23 protein-coding genes are annotated in these 22,097 nt (G+C 37.4%); 20 read left to right on the top strand and 3 right to left on the bottom strand.

What is annotated here, in order from left to right; translation table 11 throughout:
• Window positions 1–15 precede the first annotated feature (15 nt).
• Together JNUCC25_RS14695 and JNUCC25_RS14690 are read left to right on the top strand one after the other, a co-directional pair.
• Complete coding sequence (locus JNUCC25_RS14695) at window positions 16–948, top strand: alpha/beta hydrolase (protein ID WP_454222050.1); 933 nt, start codon at window positions 16–18, stop codon at window positions 946–948.
• Window positions 949–1,077: 129 nt separating this feature from the next.
• A complete protein-coding gene (locus JNUCC25_RS14690) occupies window positions 1,078–1,278 on the top strand; it encodes a hypothetical protein (RefSeq protein WP_081252147.1) in 201 nt (66 codons plus the stop codon).
• Window positions 1,279–1,284: 6 nt separating this feature from the next.
• Here JNUCC25_RS14690 and JNUCC25_RS14685 read toward each other — a convergent pair whose 3' ends face one another.
• Window positions 1,285–1,437 (bottom strand): YflJ family protein, encoded by a 153-nt coding sequence (locus JNUCC25_RS14685; RefSeq protein WP_013057618.1) that lies wholly within the window; start codon window positions 1,435–1,437, stop codon window positions 1,285–1,287.
• Window positions 1,438–1,587: 150 nt separating this feature from the next.
• Here JNUCC25_RS14685 and JNUCC25_RS14680 point away from each other — a divergent pair, with 150 nt between their 5' ends.
• The 13 genes from JNUCC25_RS14680 (at window position 1,588) to JNUCC25_RS14620 (ending at window position 16,995) form a co-directional block, all read left to right on the top strand.
• Entirely contained in the window at window positions 1,588–2,451 is an 864-nt protein-coding gene (locus JNUCC25_RS14680; RefSeq protein ID WP_064471813.1) for an alpha/beta fold hydrolase, read from the top strand.
• Between the two features lie 435 nt (window positions 2,452–2,886).
• A complete protein-coding gene (locus JNUCC25_RS14675) occupies window positions 2,887–4,230 on the top strand; it encodes a hypothetical protein (protein WP_014459522.1) in 1,344 nt (447 codons plus the stop codon).
• Window positions 4,231–4,336: 106 nt separating this feature from the next.
• Complete coding sequence (locus tag JNUCC25_RS14670) at window positions 4,337–5,299, top strand: class F sortase (protein WP_098278754.1); 963 nt, start codon at window positions 4,337–4,339, stop codon at window positions 5,297–5,299.
• A 230-nt stretch (window positions 5,300–5,529) separates the two neighbouring features.
• Window positions 5,530–7,068 (top strand): AbgT family transporter, encoded by a 1,539-nt coding sequence (locus JNUCC25_RS14665; protein ID WP_454222047.1) that lies wholly within the window; start codon window positions 5,530–5,532, stop codon window positions 7,066–7,068.
• 267 nt (window positions 7,069–7,335) lie between these two features.
• Window positions 7,336–8,562: an ammonium transporter gene (locus JNUCC25_RS14660; protein WP_013057612.1), complete on the top strand. Its 1,227-nt coding sequence runs from the start codon at window positions 7,336–7,338 to the stop codon at window positions 8,560–8,562.
• A 14-nt stretch (window positions 8,563–8,576) separates the two neighbouring features.
• A complete protein-coding gene (locus tag JNUCC25_RS14655) occupies window positions 8,577–8,939 on the top strand; it encodes a P-II family nitrogen regulator (protein WP_013057611.1) in 363 nt (120 codons plus the stop codon).
• 477 nt (window positions 8,940–9,416) lie between these two features.
• Window positions 9,417–10,592 (top strand): branched-chain amino acid ABC transporter substrate-binding protein, encoded by a 1,176-nt coding sequence (locus tag JNUCC25_RS14650; protein WP_013057610.1) that lies wholly within the window; start codon window positions 9,417–9,419, stop codon window positions 10,590–10,592.
• Between the two features lie 81 nt (window positions 10,593–10,673).
• Complete coding sequence (locus JNUCC25_RS14645) at window positions 10,674–11,660, top strand: branched-chain amino acid ABC transporter permease (RefSeq protein WP_014459527.1); 987 nt, start codon at window positions 10,674–10,676, stop codon at window positions 11,658–11,660.
• A 9-nt stretch (window positions 11,661–11,669) separates the two neighbouring features.
• On the top strand, window positions 11,670–12,959 hold the full coding sequence (locus JNUCC25_RS14640) for a branched-chain amino acid ABC transporter permease (RefSeq protein WP_029322521.1): 1,290 nt from the start codon (window positions 11,670–11,672) through the stop codon (window positions 12,957–12,959).
• A gap of 12 nt (window positions 12,960–12,971) precedes the next feature.
• On the top strand, window positions 12,972–13,769 hold the full coding sequence (locus JNUCC25_RS14635; RefSeq protein WP_029322519.1) for an ABC transporter ATP-binding protein: 798 nt from the start codon (window positions 12,972–12,974) through the stop codon (window positions 13,767–13,769).
• Window positions 13,766–14,473 carry an ABC transporter ATP-binding protein gene (locus JNUCC25_RS14630; RefSeq protein WP_029322517.1) on the top strand — a complete coding sequence of 236 codons (708 nt, stop codon included), beginning with the start codon at window positions 13,766–13,768 and terminating at the stop codon, window positions 14,471–14,473. Before JNUCC25_RS14635 ends, JNUCC25_RS14630 begins: the two co-directional genes overlap by 4 nt.
• 527 nt (window positions 14,474–15,000) lie before the next feature.
• Window positions 15,001–15,681 (top strand): hypothetical protein, encoded by a 681-nt coding sequence (locus JNUCC25_RS14625; RefSeq protein ID WP_223268888.1) that lies wholly within the window; start codon window positions 15,001–15,003, stop codon window positions 15,679–15,681.
• A 216-nt stretch (window positions 15,682–15,897) separates the two neighbouring features.
• Window positions 15,898–16,995: an acyltransferase gene (locus JNUCC25_RS14620; RefSeq protein ID WP_029322512.1), complete on the top strand. Its 1,098-nt coding sequence runs from the start codon at window positions 15,898–15,900 to the stop codon at window positions 16,993–16,995.
• Between the two features lie 29 nt (window positions 16,996–17,024).
• Here the strand turns inward: JNUCC25_RS14620 and JNUCC25_RS14615 are convergent, their stop codons facing one another.
• Entirely contained in the window at window positions 17,025–17,312 is a 288-nt protein-coding gene (locus tag JNUCC25_RS14615; RefSeq protein ID WP_013057603.1) for a hypothetical protein, read from the bottom strand.
• A 221-nt stretch (window positions 17,313–17,533) separates the two neighbouring features.
• Here JNUCC25_RS14615 and JNUCC25_RS14610 point away from each other — a divergent pair, with 221 nt between their 5' ends.
• The 3 genes from JNUCC25_RS14610 to JNUCC25_RS14600 all read left to right on the top strand — a co-directional run bounded on the left by JNUCC25_RS14610 (window position 17,534) and on the right by JNUCC25_RS14600 (window position 19,183).
• Complete coding sequence (locus JNUCC25_RS14610; RefSeq protein WP_454222043.1) at window positions 17,534–18,022, top strand: GyrI-like domain-containing protein; 489 nt, start codon at window positions 17,534–17,536, stop codon at window positions 18,020–18,022.
• 92 nt (window positions 18,023–18,114) lie between these two features.
• Window positions 18,115–18,405, top strand: a complete 291-nt coding sequence (locus tag JNUCC25_RS14605; RefSeq protein ID WP_140456923.1) for a hypothetical protein — start codon at window positions 18,115–18,117, stop codon at window positions 18,403–18,405.
• Between the two features lie 319 nt (window positions 18,406–18,724).
• On the top strand, window positions 18,725–19,183 hold the full coding sequence (locus JNUCC25_RS14600) for a hypothetical protein (protein ID WP_013057600.1): 459 nt from the start codon (window positions 18,725–18,727) through the stop codon (window positions 19,181–19,183).
• Window positions 19,184–19,224: 41 nt separating this feature from the next.
• Here JNUCC25_RS14600 and JNUCC25_RS14595 read toward each other — a convergent pair whose 3' ends face one another.
• The gene (locus JNUCC25_RS14595; RefSeq protein ID WP_140456922.1) at window positions 19,225–20,445 is read right to left on the bottom strand and encodes a DUF418 domain-containing protein; all 1,221 of its coding nucleotides are present in this window, start codon (window positions 20,443–20,445) and stop codon (window positions 19,225–19,227) included.
• Window positions 20,446–20,609: 164 nt separating this feature from the next.
• Here JNUCC25_RS14595 and JNUCC25_RS14590 point away from each other — a divergent pair, with 164 nt between their 5' ends.
• Window positions 20,610–21,506 (top strand): NAD-dependent epimerase/dehydratase family protein, encoded by an 897-nt coding sequence (locus JNUCC25_RS14590; protein WP_140456921.1) that lies wholly within the window; start codon window positions 20,610–20,612, stop codon window positions 21,504–21,506.
• A 122-nt stretch (window positions 21,507–21,628) separates the two neighbouring features.
• Complete coding sequence (locus JNUCC25_RS14585) at window positions 21,629–22,075, top strand: OsmC family protein (protein WP_013057597.1); 447 nt, start codon at window positions 21,629–21,631, stop codon at window positions 22,073–22,075.
• Window positions 22,076–22,097 lie beyond the last annotated feature (22 nt).

The raw sequence follows: 22,097 nt of genomic DNA, 5'->3' as shown, positions 1-22,097 counted from the left end.
AAAGGAGGAACGAGCTTGACTCCAGTTCTAAATCGACATCCAAATACAGGAAAAAAGAAAAAAACAATATGGATCAGCCTGATATCCTTTGTTATTCTTTGTTTTGTACTTTGTACGGCAATTTCTCTTTATGTAGGCATAAGCCTGACAAAACTAGATAAAAATCCTGCTGTGAAAAATCCTGGTGATTACGGCATGCACTATAGCAATCAAGTATTTTTGAGCAAAGACGGAATAACCCATTTAAAAGGATGGATGATTGAACCAACGGAACAGCCAAAAGCGACCATTATTATGTCACATGGATACGGAAATAACCGTGAAGCACAAGGAGCTGGCTTTCTGCCCCTGAGTAAAGAATTTGTAAAAGCGGGATATCGGGTAGTCATGTTTGACTTTAGAGATTCAGGAGACTCAGAAGGAAATCAAACGACGATTGGTGTAAAAGAACAGCTCGATTTATTAGGCGTTATTCAGAAAATAAAAGAAACAACAAAAGAGCCAATTGTGCTCTACGGCATTTCAATGGGAGCAGCCACTTCTTTATTAGCAGCTTCTCAAGATGACGACATAAAAGCAGTGGTAGCCGATAGTCCTTTTAGTGATTTAACCTCTTATTTAAAAGAAAACCTATCTGTATGGTCTCATTTACCAAACTTTCCGTTTACACCGCTGACAATGGCCATTCTTCCTGTTATTGCAGATGTAAATCCTGCTGAAGCTAGTCCCATTAAAGCGGTCGAGCATATTTACCCTCGACCAATTTTATTTATACACAGCACAGGAGATACAAAAATTCCTTACACTGAAAGTGAAAAAATGGCTAAAACGCACCCGGATGCTTTTCACTTCTGGAAAACTGATAAAGCAGAACACGTTCAAAATTATCATGTATACAAAAAAGAATATGTAAAGTGCGTATTATCTTTTATTGAGCAATCGCTGTAAAAAAAAGAGGCTGGGACAAAAATATTTTAGACGAAATGTAAAACGAACCATTGATCAAGACTTTTGATTAGTGGTTCGTTTTTTTGTTAGGACAAACGTAGATTTCATGTGTGTAAATCTTTCTAGCAGTTGATTGGAGGGCAAGACGAAGACTCCTGGGGGAAAAGCGGAACAGGTGAGACCCCTCAGGAGCGAAAGCGACGAGGAGGCTCAGCGGCCGCCTGCGGAAAGCGAAGTCTTGCACGGAAATCAACTGCGGTGTCTCAAGCAGTTCAGCTCATATATCCCATTTGTTCATCTTTAGATGGGATTCATTTCGTTATGTCTTAACCTCTTTTAGCCGTTGATTTTACCTTGTTCTATAAGCTCAGCATATAAATTACGAAGAATGTAGGTTTTGTAACTTTCTAGCTTTCTTCCATCGATTTTAGAGATATTGGCGGCTTTTAACTGCTGAACAAACCAGCCCTTTGAATAGATATGAGCCATTGTTAATCACTCCTTCAAAAAGATCCACTCTAAATAATTAACTATATTCATAAAAGGAACTAAAAAGAAGTGAACGAAGCAAATGAATTGACGTTCATTTTTTACAGCGTTATACTGCTCTACAGCTACTTATAAAGGAGGAAATGAACAATGAGTAAACAGTATATAAACGTAAATGGCGTTAATTTGCACTACATAAGCAAGGGGCAAGGAGATCTTATGCTATTTCTTCATGGGTTTCCTGACTTTTCGCATATTTGGCGACACCAGATAGATGAATTTTCTAATGATTTCCACACAGTTGCTTTGGATTTAAGAGGATATAATCTATCTGAAAAGCCAAGCGGACTGGAATCATACGAAATTGATGTATTAGTAGAAGATATCCGTCAAGTGATCGAAGGTTTAGGATATAGCTCCTGCACGCTAGTTGTACACGACTGGGGAGCAGGAATCGGCTGGACATTTGCTTATCGCTACCCTGAATATGTACAAAAATTAATTGCTTTTAACGGTCCGCACCCTTATACATTTATGCGTGAGCTTAGAACAAATAAAAATCAGCAAAAAGCAAGTGAGTATATGAAATGGTTTCAAAAACAAGAAGCACAGGACTATATGGAACGAGATAACTTCTCAGGTTTACGTAAGCTTGTGATCGACCCAGCTGTAAAAAAAGGATATCTAACAGCTGATGATGTTCAAGCATACATGAACTCTTGGGAAAATGGCTCTGTGCTGTCCATGCTAAGTTATTACCGCAACTTAAAGATTTTCACAGAAGAAGACCTTCAAAGAAAATCTTTGTTTCCGTTAGAAGAAGAAGTGTTAAACATCCCGGTACAAATTATTTGGGGAAATCAAGATCCTACTTTTATGCCTGAAAACTTAGATGGTATTGAAGAATATGTACCAAACATATCTGTTCACCGATTAGCTGAAGCATCTCATGCTCCTCAGCATGAAAAGCCTCAAGAAGTAAACGACGTGATGTGGAATTTTTTAAATAAGTAAAGAAAAAAAGAAAGGTTTCCTCTAGAAACCTTTCTTTTTCTTTTGAATTTAAAATAATTTTTTAAAAAGTGATCCAACAGAATAAGGTGATCGTTAGGTAAGTATAAAAGGAAGGAATTCTTGAAAAAAGGCGGGTAAAAACTTTTTAAAAAAAGTGATCTATCTGAACAAAGCGTCCGTTAGATAAGTAGAAAGGGAAGGAATTCTTCAAGAAGATGACATTAAAAAATTTTTTTAAAAAAGAGTGATCCAACGTCACTCAGCAATCGTTTAGTAGATAGAAAGAGAATACTTCCTAAAAAGGATCATTAAATGTGAGGGAACATGAAAGTTTAATATATATAATATTCAAAATGTTCAATCTATTTAATGATTTAAGATGTAGTAAGAATGAAAAAAGAGGCGTACATCAACTAAAAATGAGGAGAGTGGAAAATGATGAAATTAAGTAAAAAATTAATGATTCCTGTACTAGGAGCTTCACTATTGATGCCGACTATTGCAAATGCAGAGGAAGCAAAACCAACGGCAGTAACAAAAGCTTCAGATCTACGAGCGAACTTAGACTACCTATTATCTGAACATTTTACGCTTGCCGTTGCCGCTATGACAACAGCCTATGACGGTTCTAAAGATGCTGACGCTGCGTTCAAAGCACTCGATCAAAATGCCGTCGACATGGAGCCAGCTATTGCTTCTATCTATGGTGATAAAGGAGCGGCTGAGTTTGAACGAATTTTCAGAGAACACAACAATTACACAGATGATTTTGTAAAAGCAACAAAAGAAAACGACAAAGAAGCCATGGCGGAAGTAGATAAAGAAGTAGATCAATTCGTGAATGAATTTGCTAAATTTCTAAGCACTGCTACGGAAGGTAAACTACCTGAAGATGCAGCAAAAGAGGCGCTTCGCGTTCACGAAGATCAAGTAAAAGAAACGTTTGAAGATTATGTAGAAGGTGACTATGAGGCAGCCGCGAAGACATACCGCGAAGGATATCAGCAAATGTTCGCAATTAGTAAAGCGTTATCAAATGCAATCGTAACGCAGATGCCCGATAAATTCGACAACACAAAAGTGGATACACCAGCAGCAGATTTACGTTCTTCATTAAACAGCTTAGCAGCAGAACATTTTGCTCTAGCAACAATGGGAATGGAAAAAGGGTTTAACGGTTCAAAAGATTACGACTATGTTAGCTGGTTGGAAAATGCCAACACAGCAGATTTTAAAGCTGCAATCGGCTCAGTATATGGCGATGAAGGAGCTGCACAATTCGAAAAAATTTGGCAAGGAGATCACATCAATGCCCAAGCTGAATTAGTAAGTGCACAAGTAAAAGGCGATGAAGCAGGAGAAAAAGCTGCAAAAGATAAGCTCCATAAATTCGCGCAAGAATTTGGTACATTCTTAGGAACAGCAACAGATGGAAACCTTCCAACTGCAGACGCACAGGCAGCTATAAAAGCACACGAGGATACGGTTATTAAAACATTTGAACAATATGCATCCGGTGACTACGCTGGAAGTTATGATACGTATCGTGAAGGGTATAAATTAATGTTTGGTGTTGGCCAAGCTTTAGGTGAAGCAATCGTAAAACAAAACCCCGATAAGTTTGCTGAAACAGCTATGCCAACAGATATGCCGAAAACAGGTATGGGCGGGGCATCTGAATCAACGATGAATCCACTAACAGCGATCTATATTGCACTAGGTTCGTTAGCTGTGTTAACAGCTGGAGTTATTTTACGCAAGAAACCAGTAAGCAAATAATATTTTTTCTCCTTTTCCTTATGAATTAAAAGTCAAGAGTCCTGAAAAAAGAAGAGAGGCTGTTCTCTCTTCTTTTTTATAAACAGCTGTGAAATGAGGTGACGATGTGAAAAAAGCGATTGTTCTCGCCTACTGTATATTAAGTTTAGTCCTGCTTGTTAGCGGCGGACTATATTTTAAAGAACAAATGGTAGAAGCAAAAGAAACAAAGCAACAGGCTGCAGCTAAGCAAAAAGAAAAAGAAGCACAATCAAAGGATCTAAAAAGCCGGGTAACGCTTGAAGAAGAATTTGCTGTACTAAAAAAGCATAAAACAGAAGCCAAACAGTTAAACAAAGAATTCAAAGGAATCATCCCTGAAAAAGTGTCCATTCCTGCTGTTCATGTGGAGGCTTCAATTGAAGAAGTAGGATTATTAGACAGCGGTGAAATGGCAGCTCCATCTACAGAAAATGGAGTTGCTTGGTTTGAACCAGGAGCTAAACCTGGCGTAAAAGGAAATGCTGTATTAGCAGGACACGTAGACAGTAAAACCGGCCCTGCCGTCTTTTACAACCTAAAAAACTTAAAAAAAGACGATGAAATTACCGTAAGAGATGCACAGGGGACCACACTTACTTTTGTTGTTAAACGTATAAAAAGCTATCCGCGAGATAAAGCACCTCTAAACGAAATTTTTGGGTACAGCAACAAACGTAATTTAAACCTAATTACGTGCACAGGCACGTTTGACCGTGCGGAAGGAACCCATCAAGAGAGGTTAGTTGTCTATACAGAACTAAAAGCTGACCAAGCAAAAGAATTGGAGCGTGAAGCAACTGCACCACAACCTCCTACACATGTAAAGATGAGCGGTAATTTGCTTACGTGGTACGCGGTACGAGAAGGTAATATTATCGGCTACCGAATTTATAAAAAGAATCCAGGCGGAACATTTGTCCATATTGGCAGCGTTTCGGAATTTGAGCGAAAAAGCTTTGCTGACTCCGACGCATCTCAAGCTCGTTACTATGTAACAGCTGTTAATGAGTCAGGAAAAGAGTCCGCTCCGTCTAGTATAGCGAAATAACAAAAAGCTCTCTTCAAACGGAGGGCTTTTTGTTATTTTTGATTGTCGATTAAAAAGATATCTTCTGCCTTTCTATTTATCTAAATGCTATTAGTTTTAATAGATAAATAAAAATTCCTTAAAAATAATACTTGAATAATATAAATATTCAGATTATTATGTACTAATAATCTTTTTTGGTAATTAAAAGGAAAAATCCAAAAAATTCTAAACGAAAAAGGAGAGAAAGTATGGCACAACCTAATTTGCAAACAGAGCAAAAATCGCATCCAACAACCTTTCTAGACAAACTATTAGGAAGGGTAGAAGCAATCGGAAACAAACTACCTGATCCTTTTATTTTGTTTGTATGTCTAGCGCTTATTATCGTAGTAGCATCTGTTGCTATTAATAGTATCGGAGTAACGGTGGTCCATCCCGGTACTAATAAGACTCTTCCAATTAAAAGTTTGTTGTCGCATGAAGGCATTCAGTATATCTTAACATCGATGCTGACCAATTTCACTGAATTTAAGCCCCTAGGACTTGTACTTGCTATGATGCTTGGAGTCGGACTTGCAGAAAAAGTAGGTCTGCTTGAAGTGGCCATAAAGAAAACGATTTTGAATGCTCCAAAAGCTCTTATTACATACGCCATCATTTTTACAGGAATTATGGCCAACTTAGCGGCAGATGCCGCTTTTGTCATCGTGCCTCCGCTTGCCGCAATGATTTTTTATACAGTAGGAAGGCACCCGCTTGCTGGATTAGCAGCAGGATTTGCTGGGGTGGGATCAGGCTTTACAGCGAATCTTATTATATCCGGAACCGACGGATTGTTATCAGGCATTTCTACTGAAGCTGCTAAAACAATTGACCCAAGCGCTGCTGTCAGTCCTGCAGCGAACTGGTATTTCATGGCGGCTTCTGTATTTGTTTTGACCGTTATAGGAGCGATCGTCACCGAAAAGATTGTAGAACCTAGGCTGGGCAATTATAAAGGGAAAAAACGCAATGATTTTGGTGAAATTAGTGAGGCAGAAGCAAAAGGATTAAAAAACAGTATCGTTGCTACATGTATTTATGTCGCTGTACTAGCTGTTTTCTTATTTTGGCCCAACTCTCCTCTACGAAATGAAGACGGTGGAATTGTGCCATCTCCTTTTTTAGATGGTATCATTCCGATCACGCTGCTGTTTTTTGTGGTAGTTGGCTCTGTTTACGGAATAACAGTAGGGAAAATCAAAAGTTCTAGAGATGTACCTGCTTATATGACTGATTCGATGAAAGATATGGCTAGCTATATTGTTCTTATTTTTGCGGCTGCTCAATTTATCGCTTACTTTAATTGGACTAATATTGGAACGTGGATTGCAGTAGAAGGAGCGGATGCATTAAAAGCACTAAATCTAACTGGACTTCCAGTTGTGGTTGGTTTTGTATTTTTAACTGTTGTTCTAAGCCTTCTTATTTTTAGCGGCTCCGCTCAATGGGCGCTAGAAGCACCTATTTTTATTCCATTGTTCATGCTGTTAGGATACAACCCTGGATTTATTCAAGCAGCATACCGAATAGCGGATTCTTCCACGAATGTAATCACTCCTTTAAATCCATACATGATTGTTATTTTAGCCTTTATGAAAGAATACGAGCCTAAGGCAGGACTTGGCACAATTATTTCACTTATGCTTCCTTATACTCTAGCTTTTTTAGGAATTTGGATTGTTATGTTGCTTATTTTTGCAGTATTCGGTATTCCTCTAGGGCCTGGTGTATATATGTATTTGTAAAGAAAAATCCTCTTCTACTCCAAGAAGAGGATTTTTTTATGTCAGAAACTCTAACACAAACAAAAAATAGTTCAGCTTATGTGTACATAGGAGAATACATAAGAAAAAGAAAACAGTATGAAAAAATAAAAGTTTTCTGAATAAATTTGCAAAAAGTAGTTGCTAAATACATATAAATCAAATATGATAGTAAACATAACAAGAGATGTTATATAATCTAACATTAAATTTAGGGGTTATTTATTCGTACTTAAGGGGGAAATCATCATGCAAATGGGCGATTCAGTATTTATGTTTTTTTCAGCATTATTGGTTTGGATTATGACACCAGCTATTGCATTGTTTTACGGGGGCATGGTTCGAAGTAAAAATATGTTAAGTACCGCGATGTATAGCGTAGGTTCTTTAGCTGTTATATCTGTTCTTTGGATAGTGGCAGGCTATTCGTTAGCTTTTTCTACCGGTGGCAATGCTTTTATTGGTAACTTGGACTGGGTGGGATTAAAAGGAGTCGGGTTCACTCCAAACGGGGACTACAGTGCTACGATCCCGCATAATATGTTTATGATGTTTCAGCTGACATTTGCTGTACTAACAGTAGCTATTATCTCTGGAGCTTTTGCAGAGCGCATGAAGTTTTCAGCATTTATCTTATTTGCTATCCTATGGTCATTATTTGTATATGCACCAGTAGCACACTGGGTTTGGGGAGTTGGCGGATGGCTTCGTGAACTAGGAGCTATTGACTTTGCCGGAGGAAACGTCGTTCACATTTCATCAGGTGTAGCAGGATTAATTCTAGCTCTTGTTGTTGGAAAACGAAAAAATGCCGATGCCGCAGCACCTCACAATTTACCGTTAACTCTTTTAGGCGGAATGCTGATTTGGTTCGGGTGGTTTGGTTTTAACGTTGGAAGTTCTTTAACTATTAACAGCGTTGCAATGACGGCTTTCATTAACACGAATACAGCGGCAGCAACAGGAATTATCGGCTGGCTTGTAGTAGAGTGGATTATCAATAAAAAACCTACGCTGCTTGGAGCCGTTTCGGGAGCGATTGCTGGACTTGTAGCTATTACACCAGCTTGTGGATTCGTTACACCGTTTGCCTCTATTGTAATTGGTTTTATCGGCGGAGCAGTTTGTTTCTGGGGTATCTTCTCACTTAAAAAGAAAATCGGTTACGACGATGCGTTAGATGCATTTGGTCTTCACGGTATTGGGGGAACATGGGGAGGTATTGCAACAGGTTTATTTGCCACAACTTCTGTAAATGACGCCGGTGCGAATGGTTTATTCTACGGAGATCCAAGTCTACTTTGGAAACAGCTGGTGGCTATCGTAGCAACGTACCTATTTGTCGGTATTGCTACCTTCATTATTGTTAAAGTGGTTGGATTAATCGTATCTCTGCGTGCGACACAAGAAGAAGAAACGCTTGGGCTTGATATTACGCTGCACGGTGAAAGAGCGTATCACGAATCAAATATGTAAAAGGGGTGGACACAGTGAGTGATGTTTTAACAAAAATTGAAATTATTACACGCCCTTCAAAGTTTGAAGAGCTTAAGCAAGAACTGGCGAAAATTGGCGTTAGCGGTATTACAGTTACGGATGCACTGGGGTGCGGGTTGCAAAAAGGCATTACGGAGCTTTATAGAGGCGTTAAAAAACAAGACAATATGCACGCACGAATTAAAGTAGAAATTGTGGTGTGCGAAGTTCCTGTATCTGACGTTGTTGATAAAGCAAGAAAAGTACTAAATACAGGTCAGCCTGGAGATGGGAAAATATTTATCTATGAATTAAAAAATGCCATTAAGATCCGAACAGGGGAAGAAGGATCACAGGCATTACGAAATAATAGTTAAACTTAGGGAGAAAGAGAAAACAAAGGGTCATATAAAAGGTGCATACTATGCACCTTTTTTTAGGTTGAATAGTTACACAGCATGTTTCCTTACGGTGACATGCTTTTTTGTTATATATATAGCCAAAAAGTATATCGCAAAAAATAAGTGAATATAATTAAAATTATTTTTATAAAATTAAGAAAATTATAAAAATATGTGTCATTGTTACTGACAAGTTTGGTGAAATACTGCTGTTTATCCTTTTATAATAGTAAAAAATAACTATATTTTTACTTTTATTAGTTTCTCTTTATATATGAGAGCAAATCGATTATGAAAGGATGTGAAAAAAGATGTACATAAACAGCAAGCTGTTTCACCGTTTTCAGAAATGACATTTGTTGCAAAGATAAAAAGCGTTCTAGACGCGAACAAAGGGAGGGAAAATCGTTATAAAAGACTAGCCGCTATTAAGCGTTTTATAACGATTACTACATGCTAAGTAAAAAAATGTTATCTATTTTAGCAACAACGGTCTTATCGGTAGGGTTTGTAGCTGGCTGTGGGAGCAACAGTACATCGGGAGAAGATAAAGGCAGCAATGTTATAAAAATTGCTACACAAAGCCCTTTGTCAGGAGGTAGTGCGACGTTAGGTGAAGCAATCAAACTGGGAGCTCAGCTAGCTCTTGATGAAGAAAAAGACACGTTTAAAAAATTAGGATATAAACTTCAGCTTGTACCGTATGACGACCAAGGCGACCCGAAAAAAGGTGTAGCGAACGCTCAGTTAATCGGATCCGATAAAGCCGTCTATGGAGTGATAGGACATTTAAATTCAGGGGTTACCATTCCTTCATCTGAAACGTATGAGAAATATTCAATTCCAATGATTTCTCCTGCAAGTACAGCAACGGACGTAACAGACCGAAAGTTAAAAACGGTTAACCGCATTGTAGCGCGCGATGACTTCCAAGGGCCTGCAGGAGCTGAATATGCTGTTAAAGAGTTGAAAGCAAAAAATATTTTTGTCATTCAAGATAAAACAGCTTACGGACAAGGGCTTGCAGATGCTTTTAAAACAGCAGCTGAAAAAGAAGGAGCAAAAATTGTTGGATTTGAAGGAATTACGGTTGGAGAAAAAGATTTTAACGGTGTGTTAAATCAAGTCTCTAAAGAAAAGCCGGATCTCGTTTATTTTGGTGGTCTTTATGCAGAAGGCGGACTTTTAATTAAACAAGCTCGTGACAAAGGAATTACCGCTAAGTTTATGGGAGGGGATGGCTTAGACTCATCAACTTTAGTTGATATTGCCGGAGATGCTGTAAAAGATACATATCTTACGTCAGTAGCAGGCGATGCTTCCAAGACGCAATTCGCTAAAAATTATGAGAAGAAATTCAATAAAAAAGTAGAGTCATATTCTGTATACGGGTATGATTCCATGAAAGTTATGCTTCAAGGTATTCAAAAAGCAATTGAAGACAATGATAAAAAGCTTCCTTCTCATGAAGCAGTACGTGACGCCGTACGCGGTATTACAGAATATAAAGGAGAACTTACGCAGGTAGGATTTGATGAGAAAGGAGACAATAAATACGCTAAAATCTTTATCTATAAGTTTGACGCTCCTTCGTACCCAGCTAAATTAGAAGGAGAAATCTCACAGTAAACCTAAGAAAAGAAAGGTATGGATGTTCCGTACCTTTCTTTTCTTAAAATCGATTTTATAGGACGAAAGGGACGAGGTTATATGTTTGCTCATATTATACAAACACTGCCGCAAGTGTTAATTGACGGACTAACATTAGGAGCTGTATATGCAATTATTGCCCTAGGTTATACGATGGTATATGGCATTTTAGAACTCATCAATTTTGCACACGGCGAAATTTTTATGTCAGGCGCCTTTATCGGAACCGCTATTTTAATAGGGTTAACAGGCGTAGGTTGGATTGCAGCTTTTCCAGCTGTTGTGACGTTAATTTTAGTTCTTCTTATTACGAGCGTTGCGACTGGGTTTCTTGGTATGGGAATTGAAAGAGTAGCTTACCGCCCCCTGCGCAAGTCTTCTAAACTAATTACACTTATTACAGCTATCGGAATGTCGTTTCTATTACAGGATTTTGTGCGCTTCATTACGGAACTTAAGAATGGTAACTATATTGTTAATACCCCTGCTTTATTTTCAGGAAAAGTATCGGTTAGTGCTTCTTCTCTTTCATCATCATTTGATGATGCTACATTTAAAGTAACGTTTATCGTAGTGTTACTTGTTGCTTTTTGTTTAATGATCGGACTTGAAATTTTCGTCAATCGGACCAAATGGGGAATGGCAATGAGAGCTGTAGCTCAAGATCCCGATACAGCTTCATTAATGTCCATTAATGTAAACAAAGTTATTTCTCTTACTTTCTTTATTGGTTCGGCTTTAGGAGGCGCGACCGGTGTGTTATTTGCGCTTCATTACGGAACAATTGATCCTTACATTGGGTTCATATTAGGATTAAAAGCTTTTACAGCAGCTGTTTTAGGAGGTATAGGCAATATACGAGGCGCAATGTTTGGAGGGCTAATGCTTGGCATTCTTGAAATGTTTGCAGCTGCGAATTTATCAACAATCACCGGCAATGTTTTAGGAGCAGAGTATAAAGATGTATTTGCATTTGCCATTTTGATTTTGGTGTTAATTTTTAAACCAGAAGGCTTATTTGGAAAAGCCGTTACAGAAAAAGTGTAGGTGATGAAGATGAAAAAAATAATGAGTAGGCTTGAAGGAAACAAAAAGGCGCAAATCATTCTATTTTTTATATATGTAATTGCAACAAGCGGTAGTTTAATGCTTGCCCAAAAGTCCGTTGTCGCATTTTTACTTCTTTTATTTTCATTATTACTTCTGTATTTTATGTCTCTTTCGACTAAATTAAAATGGCTAATAGCAGGGGTCATTTTAATTGTGCTGCTTCCTTTTTCAGCTAGCCAAGGCCCTGCTTATGAATCCTATATGGAAGTATCTACACTAGTAGGCATCTATATTGCTATGGCACTTGGGTTGAACATTGTAGTGGGGTTAGCCGGATTATTGGATTTGGGATTTGTTGCTTTCTTTGCAGTTGGGGCTTACACGTATGGAATTTTTGCGACCAATCAAGCTGCTAATTTTATGCCTTTTGGTACGTACCCATTATCAGGAGAAAGCTTTTGGTTTTTTATTATTGCAGGGTGCCTAATAGCCGCTTTATTTGGAGTTTTGCTTGGTATACCTGTGCTGCGCGTAAAAGGAGACTATCTAGCTATCGTTACGCTTGGATTCGGGGAAATTATTCGAATTGTATTTAACAATTTGGATAAACCAATCAATATTACAAACGGAGCAATGGGGCTGTCCTCCGTGACGCCGCCTTCTATTTTTGGGATTAACTTAGTATATCCAAGTCAGTTTTATTATGTAGTATTAGTCATCTTAGGGGCGGTTATTTTTATTGTACGGCGATTTGAATATTCTAAAGTAGGACGATCGTGGAAAGCGGTTCGTGAAAATGAAATTGCAGCTCAAGCGATGGGAATTCACCTTGTCAGAACAAAGCTGCTTGCGTTTGCTATCGGTGCCTCTTTTTCAGGCATGATGGGAGTGGTCTTTGCCGCTAAGCAAACCTTTGTTGATCCAACCAGCTTTACGCTGTTAGAATCTATCACGATTTTAGTCATGGTTATTTTAGGAGGAATGGGGAGCGTTCCAGGCGTCATACTTGGAGCGGCGGTTGTAACCATTCTTAATCTTCAAGTATTAACGGAGCTCACCGATTGGTTTAATCAACTGAGTTTAAGCGGAGTTATCTCTATACCGGATGCACTTTCGCCAGCTAAAATGCAGCGATTTATTTTTGGCGGACTTCTTATTCTATTTGCTCTATACAGGTCTCAGGGATTGCTTCCTGCTAAACAGCCTACGTTCGATTTGAAAGAGCTGAAAGAAGAAGCGGAAGAAGAAGAAATACAGCCTGTGATTTCAACGGCTGAGAAAAACGTCAATCTATAGAGGTGAAAGAAATTGTCTATTTTAGAAGTGAAAAATGTAACCAAGGCCTTTGGCGGTTTAGTTGCCAATCAAGACGTAACAATGGATATTCAAAAAAATTCAATAACAGCTGTAATAGGACCAAACGGCGCTGGAAAGACTACATTTTTTAATATGGTGACAGGTGTTTATCAGCCAACCTCAGGTGATATTATGTTAAATGGTCAATCTATAACAGGCCTAAAACCTCACAGCGTATCAAAACAAGGGATTTCTCGGACATTTCAAAACATCAGGTTATTTAGTAATATAACGGTGTTAGAAAATGTATTAGTTGGGATGCACAACCATTTGAAAGCAACCACTTTTGAAACGCTGTTGAATTTACCTCGAGCAAGAAGAGCGGAAAAAGCAGCTAAAAAAGAAGCGTATAAGCTGTTAGAATACGTTGGGCTAGAAGCTTTATATAACGAAGTAGCCAATAACTTATCGTATGGAGCGCAGCGCCGACTCGAAATTGCCAGAGCGTTAGCTACTAGACCCTCACTGTTATTATTAGACGAACCGGCTGCTGGTATGAATCCGCGTGAAACAAAAGAGCTGACAGATCTTATTCACACGATACGAAAAGACCGGGAAATAACCATTTTATTAATTGAGCATGACATGAAGCTCGTTATGGAAATTTCTGATCATATTATTGTATTAGACCATGGAATAAAAATTGCAGAAGGAAATGCTGAACATATCCGTACGCACCCGAAAGTGATTGAAGCCTATTTAGGGAAGGGAGCGGCAGGGGAGATAGACAGAAAGGAGAAAAGTACATGACTCTATTAAAGTTAACTGAAGTTGACACCTTTTACGGAGGAATTCAAGCGCTTAAAGGAATAACGATTGATGTAGAAGAAGGAGAAATTGTGACTCTTATTGGAAGCAATGGAGCTGGTAAATCTACCACACTAAAATCCATTAGCGGTCAAGCTCCTGTCAAAGCAGGTAGTATCGTGTATAAAGGCACCCATATCACGAAATTCCCTCCTCACCAAACGGCCCGGCTAGGAATAGCTCACGTGCCAGAAGGAAGAAAGATTTTTCCTAAGATGACGGTAAAAGAAAATTTAACGATCGGAGCATTCTCACTTTCTAATAAAAAAGTAATAGAAGAAAATATGGCTAGAGTACTCACATATTTTCCAAGGCTAAAAGAAAGGTTGACTCAAAAAGGAGGAACGATGAGCGGCGGTGAACAGCAAATGCTAGCCATCGGGCGAGCGCTTATGATGAACCCCACTATGCTTATGCTAGATGAACCTTCTATGGGGCTTGCTCCTATCATTGTAGAACAAATATTTGAAATCATTATGGAGTTAAATAAAAACGGCATGACGATTTTACTCGTGGAACAAAACGCTTATCAAGCACTGCAAATCGCGCACCGAGGCTATGTGATTCAAACGGGAGAAATTATTCTGCAAGGGAAAGGCTCGGAATTAATTCATAATGAAAAAATAAAAGAAGCTTATTTAGCTTAAAAAACAAACCGCATCGCGTTTTAACGCTGCGGTTTGTTTTTGTTCACAAGGGATGATTTGGATAAAGCAGCTAAGCATTGCTATTATCTGGTTTAGTTCCTTAATTAAGTAGGGAACGTTTAAAATAAGATTATTGAATAAGTGAGTAATTAGATAACCTCCTAGCTGAAAGAAATGATTCAATTTAAAGCTTTTTTATAAAAAACAAAAAAAGTTGAAACTTTTTTCATTAAAAAACGTTTATAAAGTAATAGAAAAAAATGGGTACGGTTATTTACACTCAAAAAGGAAGTGAGAGCGTGGCGACGCTGAAAACTAATTATTTGACTGACTTATGCTTAATCTATAGAGAAAGTCAATTTTATGTAATGCAAATACCTAGTTTCTACAAAAAAATGGCTAGCAAATACTTTCAGTTTCAGCCCCAAGAAAAAATAATTGCGTATTTACACAGCTCTTTTATAGCAGGCCTAGATAAAAGGGGAATTTGCTTTACAAATAAGGGGATTTACTGGAAAAGCAGAGGGATGAAAAAAGGAAAAATGTTATGGGAAGAGTTCGCTAACATTCAATCCATTACCATTCGAAAAGAAGAAATGATTTGTTTTAATGACGTGGAGAAATTTCAAGTCAATCAAAACGATTACTCAGCTAGAAAGCTAGTATCTCTATTAAAAAAAATCAAGAAATTTATTCGCACTCATTCCCATGAATATATGTGTCAAGACTATATATATCCGTGTGTATCCTCAAAAGAATTAACTTCTATTTGTTCATCTTTTCAAATTCATCAAACCCCTGATCCAAAAGATGCGTTGTCGGTAGAAGGACAACTATGTGAAGAAGTTGAAAAAGAGATGCGAAACAGGCTCTATTTACCTGCTAAAGAAAAAATTGTAGCTCATTTAAATACATATCCTCTTCAAAAAACCGAGGGGATTACCGTTTGTTCTAAAGGAATTTATTTCTCAAAATCTTTTAAAACAGTTTACTACCCTTGGCACTTATTTCGCCACGTGAGTATTTCAGTGGAAACCGAGGAATTAAAAATTGCTAAAAAACATTCGTTATCTCTCAACTCAGCTGCCGTATCAAGCGGGGAAGTAATGCTGTTTCTCAAACAAATTAAACAGCATGTGCAGGCTTTGCATGAAAAAGAAGTCGATATTAAACAAGATAATAAGTTTGCATGGAAAATGTTAATTTAAAAAACAGGTTACGCGTAATCTGTTTTTTGTTTTATAGTTCTTTAGAATCATTTATTTGGAATATTGAAAGACATCATACAAGTAAACAAGACTAGAATATTGGAAGTTAAGAAATTTTTTCCATGACTATAAGGTTAATTTTACCAAAATATCTTTTTCGTTTGGATAATTATGCTAAAATAGAGCTCGAGTTTATTTTAAGGAGCTGACAACAAGATGGAACGTAATTATTCAATTGATTTTATTAAGTTTTTTGCTACAGTGTTTGTGGTTTGTATTCATGTTAATCCATCACATGACGATTTCTTTTTAGGGAACCAGGAAAATGTGCTAGATGTCATTGTTGACACATTTGCACGATTCGCGGTTCCTTTTTTCTTTATTGTATCAGGGTATTTGTTTATGAATAAAATTCAAAAACATCCAAAGCCTTCTGCATACTTAAAAAAATACACGTGGAATATTTCAAAGCTTTATGCATGTTGGTTCGTCTTTTATTTATTGTTTGGTGTAGTTCTGCGCTTATTTCAGAACCACGGAACATTAGCAGAACGAAAAGGTGCAGTAGCTGATTATCTAACATCATCCATCACATTCAAAGATATCTTTTATTATGGAAGTGACACAAGTGGATTTCAGCTTTGGTACTTGATTGCATTAATTTGGGCTGTTGTCATCGTTTTCTTATTTCAAAGATGGAAAAAGATTGGCTTATTAATGCTTATCAGCACCGTATTATATGTAACTGGGTTATTTGGGCAGTCTTATTCTTTATTTTTTCCACTTTCTTTTCAAACGAGAGATGCCCTGTTCTTTGGTTTGTTCTATACAGTATTAGGAGCTATGTTTGCCCTTTACGGTAAGCAAATTCTGTCAGTATTAAACGCAAGGCCAATGGTTTATTTAGCCAGCTTTTTTGTGTTTTCAGCGTTAGAGATCGCCGAGCGTTACTGGTTGGTCAATATCCAGCACAGCAAGCCCGGAGACTATTTTATTTCTACGATTTTTTTATCGGCATCATTGTTTTTATTCGTATTGAGCAGTCCAGCTCTTGGCAAAAACTCGTTTTTTTCAAAAGTTGGGAAAAATTCAGTTGGCATTTATGTAGTGCATATATGTATATTAAATGAGACCTATCGATTGCTTCGTTCTATAGATTCTTCTTTCTTTACGAATAGTGTCGTTGCCTACGTACTTATCGTTCCAGCAGTTTTTTGGTGCTCGTACTATTTATATAGAGGAATTCAATGGACAAAGGAAAAATTACATGTGAAGCCGCACAAACATCCAATCACAAAACTACAGCATAAATAAAAAGAGCTGGCTAACTAAGCCAGCTCTTTTTATGATGCAATAGCGTACAAAAGCTGCCTTTGCAGTTGAGGGGATAAGGAAATATTTTGATACAATTCGTAAATATGATGTTCGTTCCGGTGATAACAAATCCAATCCTTGTATGTTCCTTTTAAGAAGATGCGAAAAAACACGATTCGCTTATTCGTGCCGCCTGTTTTTAATTCAATTTTCAAATCATCTGTTTCTAATGTATACTGTACTGTAGAAGAAGAAAGAGCAAGTTTAGTTGTTTTTTTACTTGTTTTAATGAATTCGGCAAGTTCAATGATCTTCATTTTTTTACCTCACTCTATTGTAAATTAGGGGTATCTTATACGTATGATGTGTACAAAGAAAATAGAATTGTTTTTTTATAGCTTAGAAGAATGATCTTCAGCCCCTTCGTTAAGGGATTTGCATAAAAGGTTGACGTTTTCTTTGAATACAAATAAAATGCATATTAAGAAGTATTTCCCTCATTGTAACTACAGAAAAAGAAGAATTAAGGGGGCTCAATATGTTGACTGACTTAGTTGTAAGTCAAAAAGTAGTCAAGGTAAATGAATTTACTGTTGTAGGAGTGCCTATTCGAACGGATGAACCTGTGGAAGAAACGGGCACAGGTCTTATTCCCAAGCACTGGCAGACTTTTTATAAACAACAGTTAGCTAATAAAATCGCCAATAAAGTAAATGGTAATACATTTGCTCTTTATACAGAATTTGAATACAATCAAAAAATGGATTTTACATTTGCTCTCGGATATGAAGTTTTACCCGGCGGCGAACTGAAAGATGATATGAGAGAGTTCATCATCCCAGAAGGTGAATACATGGTGTTTACAACAGCTGTTGGTCCAGCTAGACAGGTAGTCGTAGAGGCTTGGGCTTATATTCGCGAGTGGGCTAAAAAAAATCATCGTGCCTATAAAATAGATTTTGAATTATATGATGAACGCTGTATTGATCCTGAGTACAGTCAAGTTGATATTTATGTTTCGATTTAATAGCTAGTTTTGCTAAGTAGTTAAGATGCAGAGAAACGTTTTTGCTGCGTTCTTACTTTTAACGATAGGAATACAAAAGGGGTTTAGCGAGAGTGATCAGCAACGATTTATTACAAGCTTTAAAAGACGGATATAAACAGAGAATTAAATGGGTACTTATAAGTCAAATGGCACTGTTCATCACCGTAGCAGTCATACTTGTATCAAATTTTGTCACTAAATTTTCGTTTAACCAATTAAGCTTTATTTTTGTTTTGGTTAGTATAAGTTCGCTGTTATCAGGGATAGAGCACGTATTGTTAAAACGTGAGAAGTGGCAATGGGTTTTTGATTTTATTTTAGCTGCTTTTTTTATTGGTTTATCTATTTTTTTACACCGTTAAAGCGCCTAGTTCAGCGCTTTTTTATTTTGGGCAGCTCCGCACACAATTTTCGGACCTTTCTAGTATAAACAAAAATAGGTATTTATGACGAAAACAGTCAGAAAATTTAGTAAAAAGGTCTTGTATCTTGTCTTTATTTCGATTATGATAAGTTTACACCGTTCGTATTCACTTCTTTAGATGTCAGTACCTCTATTTTTACACTACAGAAAAGAGGTGAAGCCATTTCTTCAGTTTTCCTGCTAGCCTGCATACTAACCCTTTTAGCTATTTTATTTAGTAGCAACTACCCTCAAAATTAAAGGAGAGATCCGCGCTTATGTCAAAAGCTCCTGCAAAAAACGAAATTGAACTTCAACTATCTGAAACGCACTTTTTTCAACTGCTTGATTTAATTTATTTAGGTAACTGGATGGTCACAGCATGCTCTGGAGTGGAAGATGAACATGCACAAGAATATACGGATGTAGAAAAACAAATGTTTTCTCACGCAGAGCCTTTCCTTGAAAAAGGGCCTTTTCACACGCTAAACAGTGAGATTATGTTTACAGAAGAACATGAAGATTCTCTTCAAGATATTATTGGAGAATACGATAACGAAGTGTTTTGGGAAGCGCTAGCCTATCGCATGGCTAAACGAGATGTGATAGAACAAATAGGACCCATTAAAGAAATAAAAAATGAAGTTTTTATGCAAATTTTCCATCGAGAAATGGATTATATACGAGAGTTTGAGGCAAATGGAATTAAACGAATAACCATACCGCCTCTGCAGTAAAGGAGACAAATCGGCTTTCAAACTTGAAGGCCGATTTGCTGTTAAGCTGAAGCTTTCCTATTCCGTCTGAGAGGCGGGAAAGATCGGTATGTAAAGCTCCTCCATAACCATTCACACGGACCGTAATAGAAATAATAAAGCCACCACTTATTAAAAAAAAGCTGGAGTGTATATATAATGAGACAAATAATCGTGCTTTCTGTTAAGGTAAGAGTTCCGTATAAACCAAAGGCTCGAACCATCCACAGGCAAATTAAAGTTTGGCTAAGGTAAGTTGTTAATGCCATTGTTCCACTATACTTAAAAAGACCCAGCATCGAAGCGTAAGGAGAAAATTGCAGAAATAACAGTAAGGTGGTAAGATAAAAAAAACATAGAAAAATGCCGCTCAAACTTGTAAAAAGGTGAATGGCCGCCTGCTGATAGAGTCCATATTTTAAAATTTCTAGTTTTAAGATAGCGAGAATGATAGTTAAAGTAAAACCTGCTGCGCCTGTTATTAACTGAATTTTCTTAAAAAAAGAACGATTTTGTTCGATATTATGTACTAATCCTTTTTTAGCAGTATATAAGCCAAATAAAAACATAGAAAATACGGGAAAGATAGAAAACGGTAGATTTAATAGCATAGGCACCACTTCAACATTCAAACGATAAAACAGCCAAGATAAATAGTCTGCTTGCCTGTAGGTGGATAAATATTGAGTTAAGGCATGTTCATGTAAAACCTTATACTCCAACTGAGCCTCCTGCAAGACGTGGGCCGGAATAAAAAACTGCATGCAAGCCAAAAGATAAAAAAAGCATAGCAAGCCTATTGCCCACAGCAAAATCGTCTTGGTTTTTCGATTATAAAAAAACAACACTAAAAAACCGCCGACAGCATACACATGCAAAATGTCTCCATACCAGAAAAAGACAAGATGAAAAAGCCCGATTAATAGCAAAGAAGCCATTCTTCTTGACCATAAAGCAGCGGCAAAGTAATGCTTTTCTTCAGCTCTATGCAAAAAGATTCCGCATCCAAGTCCAAATAAAAAAGAAAAAATCGTAAAAAACTTCCCTTGGACAAATAGCTGCAGGCATAAATCAATATAAGCATCTATTCCTTCATATTTATAAGAAACATTGTACAGCTGAAAAATAAATATCGGAGAAGTAAAAGCCGGTATATTCACTAAAAAAATGCCCAGCAAAGCAATGCCTCGAATAATATCAAGAACAACAAGGCGTTCGTTAAGGGGAAGTGGAGAAGGATTCATCACTGTCGCTCCTTTTGGTTAGATATGTACATCTTAACACGACAGCGGCGAAAAAATAGGTGGAAATATAAAAAATAAGCGGAAAGATTCATAGCTTTATGAACAAAAAAGTTGGATAATAATGGTATGGTTATCCACATCAAATACGAAAGGTGGAGAAAAGGATGAAAACAGCACTTGTGTTAGGTGGAACTCGTTTTTTTGGAAAAAATTTAGTCCAGACATTGCTCTCTAAAGGAGTTAAGGTTACGTTAGCAACGCGAGGTAAAACACCAGATGATTTCGGCGACCGAGTTGAACGGATTTTTCTTGATCGTGTAGAAAAAGATTCTGTAATCGAAACAACACGAGGAAGAAAATGGGATGTTATCTTCGATCAAATATGCTATTCTTCACACGGCGCAGCTGTGGCTGTTGAAGCTTTTCGTCATAGTACCAGTCACTATGTACTCACCTCGACTCTTTCAGTATACGGTTCTTTAGAAAAAACGTGTTATGAAGAAGATTTTGATCCATACAAGTATCCTATTTCATATACACGTCGTGAAAATATTTCCTACCAAGAGGGAAAACGCCAAGCTGAAGCGGTATTTTTTCAAAAAGCACCGTTTTCGGTAACGGCTGTCCGTTTTCCAATTGTAATGGGAAAAGATGATTATACGGATCGCTTACGTTTTCACGTAGAAAAAATTATGCATGAAGAAGAAATTGGTATACCGGCTATTGAAGCAGAAATGAACTTCATTTCACAGGAAGAAGCCGGTGAATTTTTAGTCTGGTGTGCAGAACAGAAGCTAAAAGGACCGATTAACGCTTGTTCAAATGGTACTATTTCACTCAAAAATTTATTTTCATATATTGAACAAGCAGCGAATAAAACAGCAAAAACAACTTCTCGTTTAACAGATGAAAATAGTTCTCCTTACGGAGTAGATCATTCTTGGACGATGAGCAATGAAAAGGCTAGCTTTTGGGGATATTCATTTACAAACCTGGAGGAATGGCTGCCATCATTAATCAAAGCTTTCGTTGAAAGCGAAAAGAAAGTACCTTTAAGTTAAGAAAAAACAAAGACTGCACCTTTTAGCAGTCTTTTTGCTGTGACAAGCAGAACATTTTTATTTTATACATAAAAAGGGTACGCTAGGTACACATCATTATATAGAAGAAAGAAGGATAAACTATGGCAAAACATCACTTTCATTTGCAAGCAAATTGGCCAGGAGGCCGAAATGAAGTAGGTACAATTGAATCAGGACAATTAAAAACAAAAATTTCCATTCCGCCAGAAATGGACGGGCCAGGAGTGGGAACAAATCCAGATGAAATGCTCCTAGGGGCAGCAGCTACGTGCTACATCATCACGCTTGCAGCGATGTTCGAAAGAAGCGGAATCCGTCAGGAGGCTTTAACGATGGAATCAGAAGCTATTGTGGACGTGACGAATGGTGTATTCACATACGAAAAAATTATTCATAAACCTCATGTTATCATCACATCTGAATTTGCGGCTCAAGAAGAAAAAATCAATCGACTTATAAAAAAAGCAGAAACATCCTGTATGATTTCAAGAGCAATTCAAGGAAATGTTGAGATTAAATTAGAGCCTCAGCTCACAGTAAAAGCGTAATGGACCCATTACGCTTTTCTTA

The organism is Priestia sp. JNUCC 25, assembly GCF_053667915.1.
This window is presented reverse-complemented; position numbering and strand designations above follow the sequence as displayed.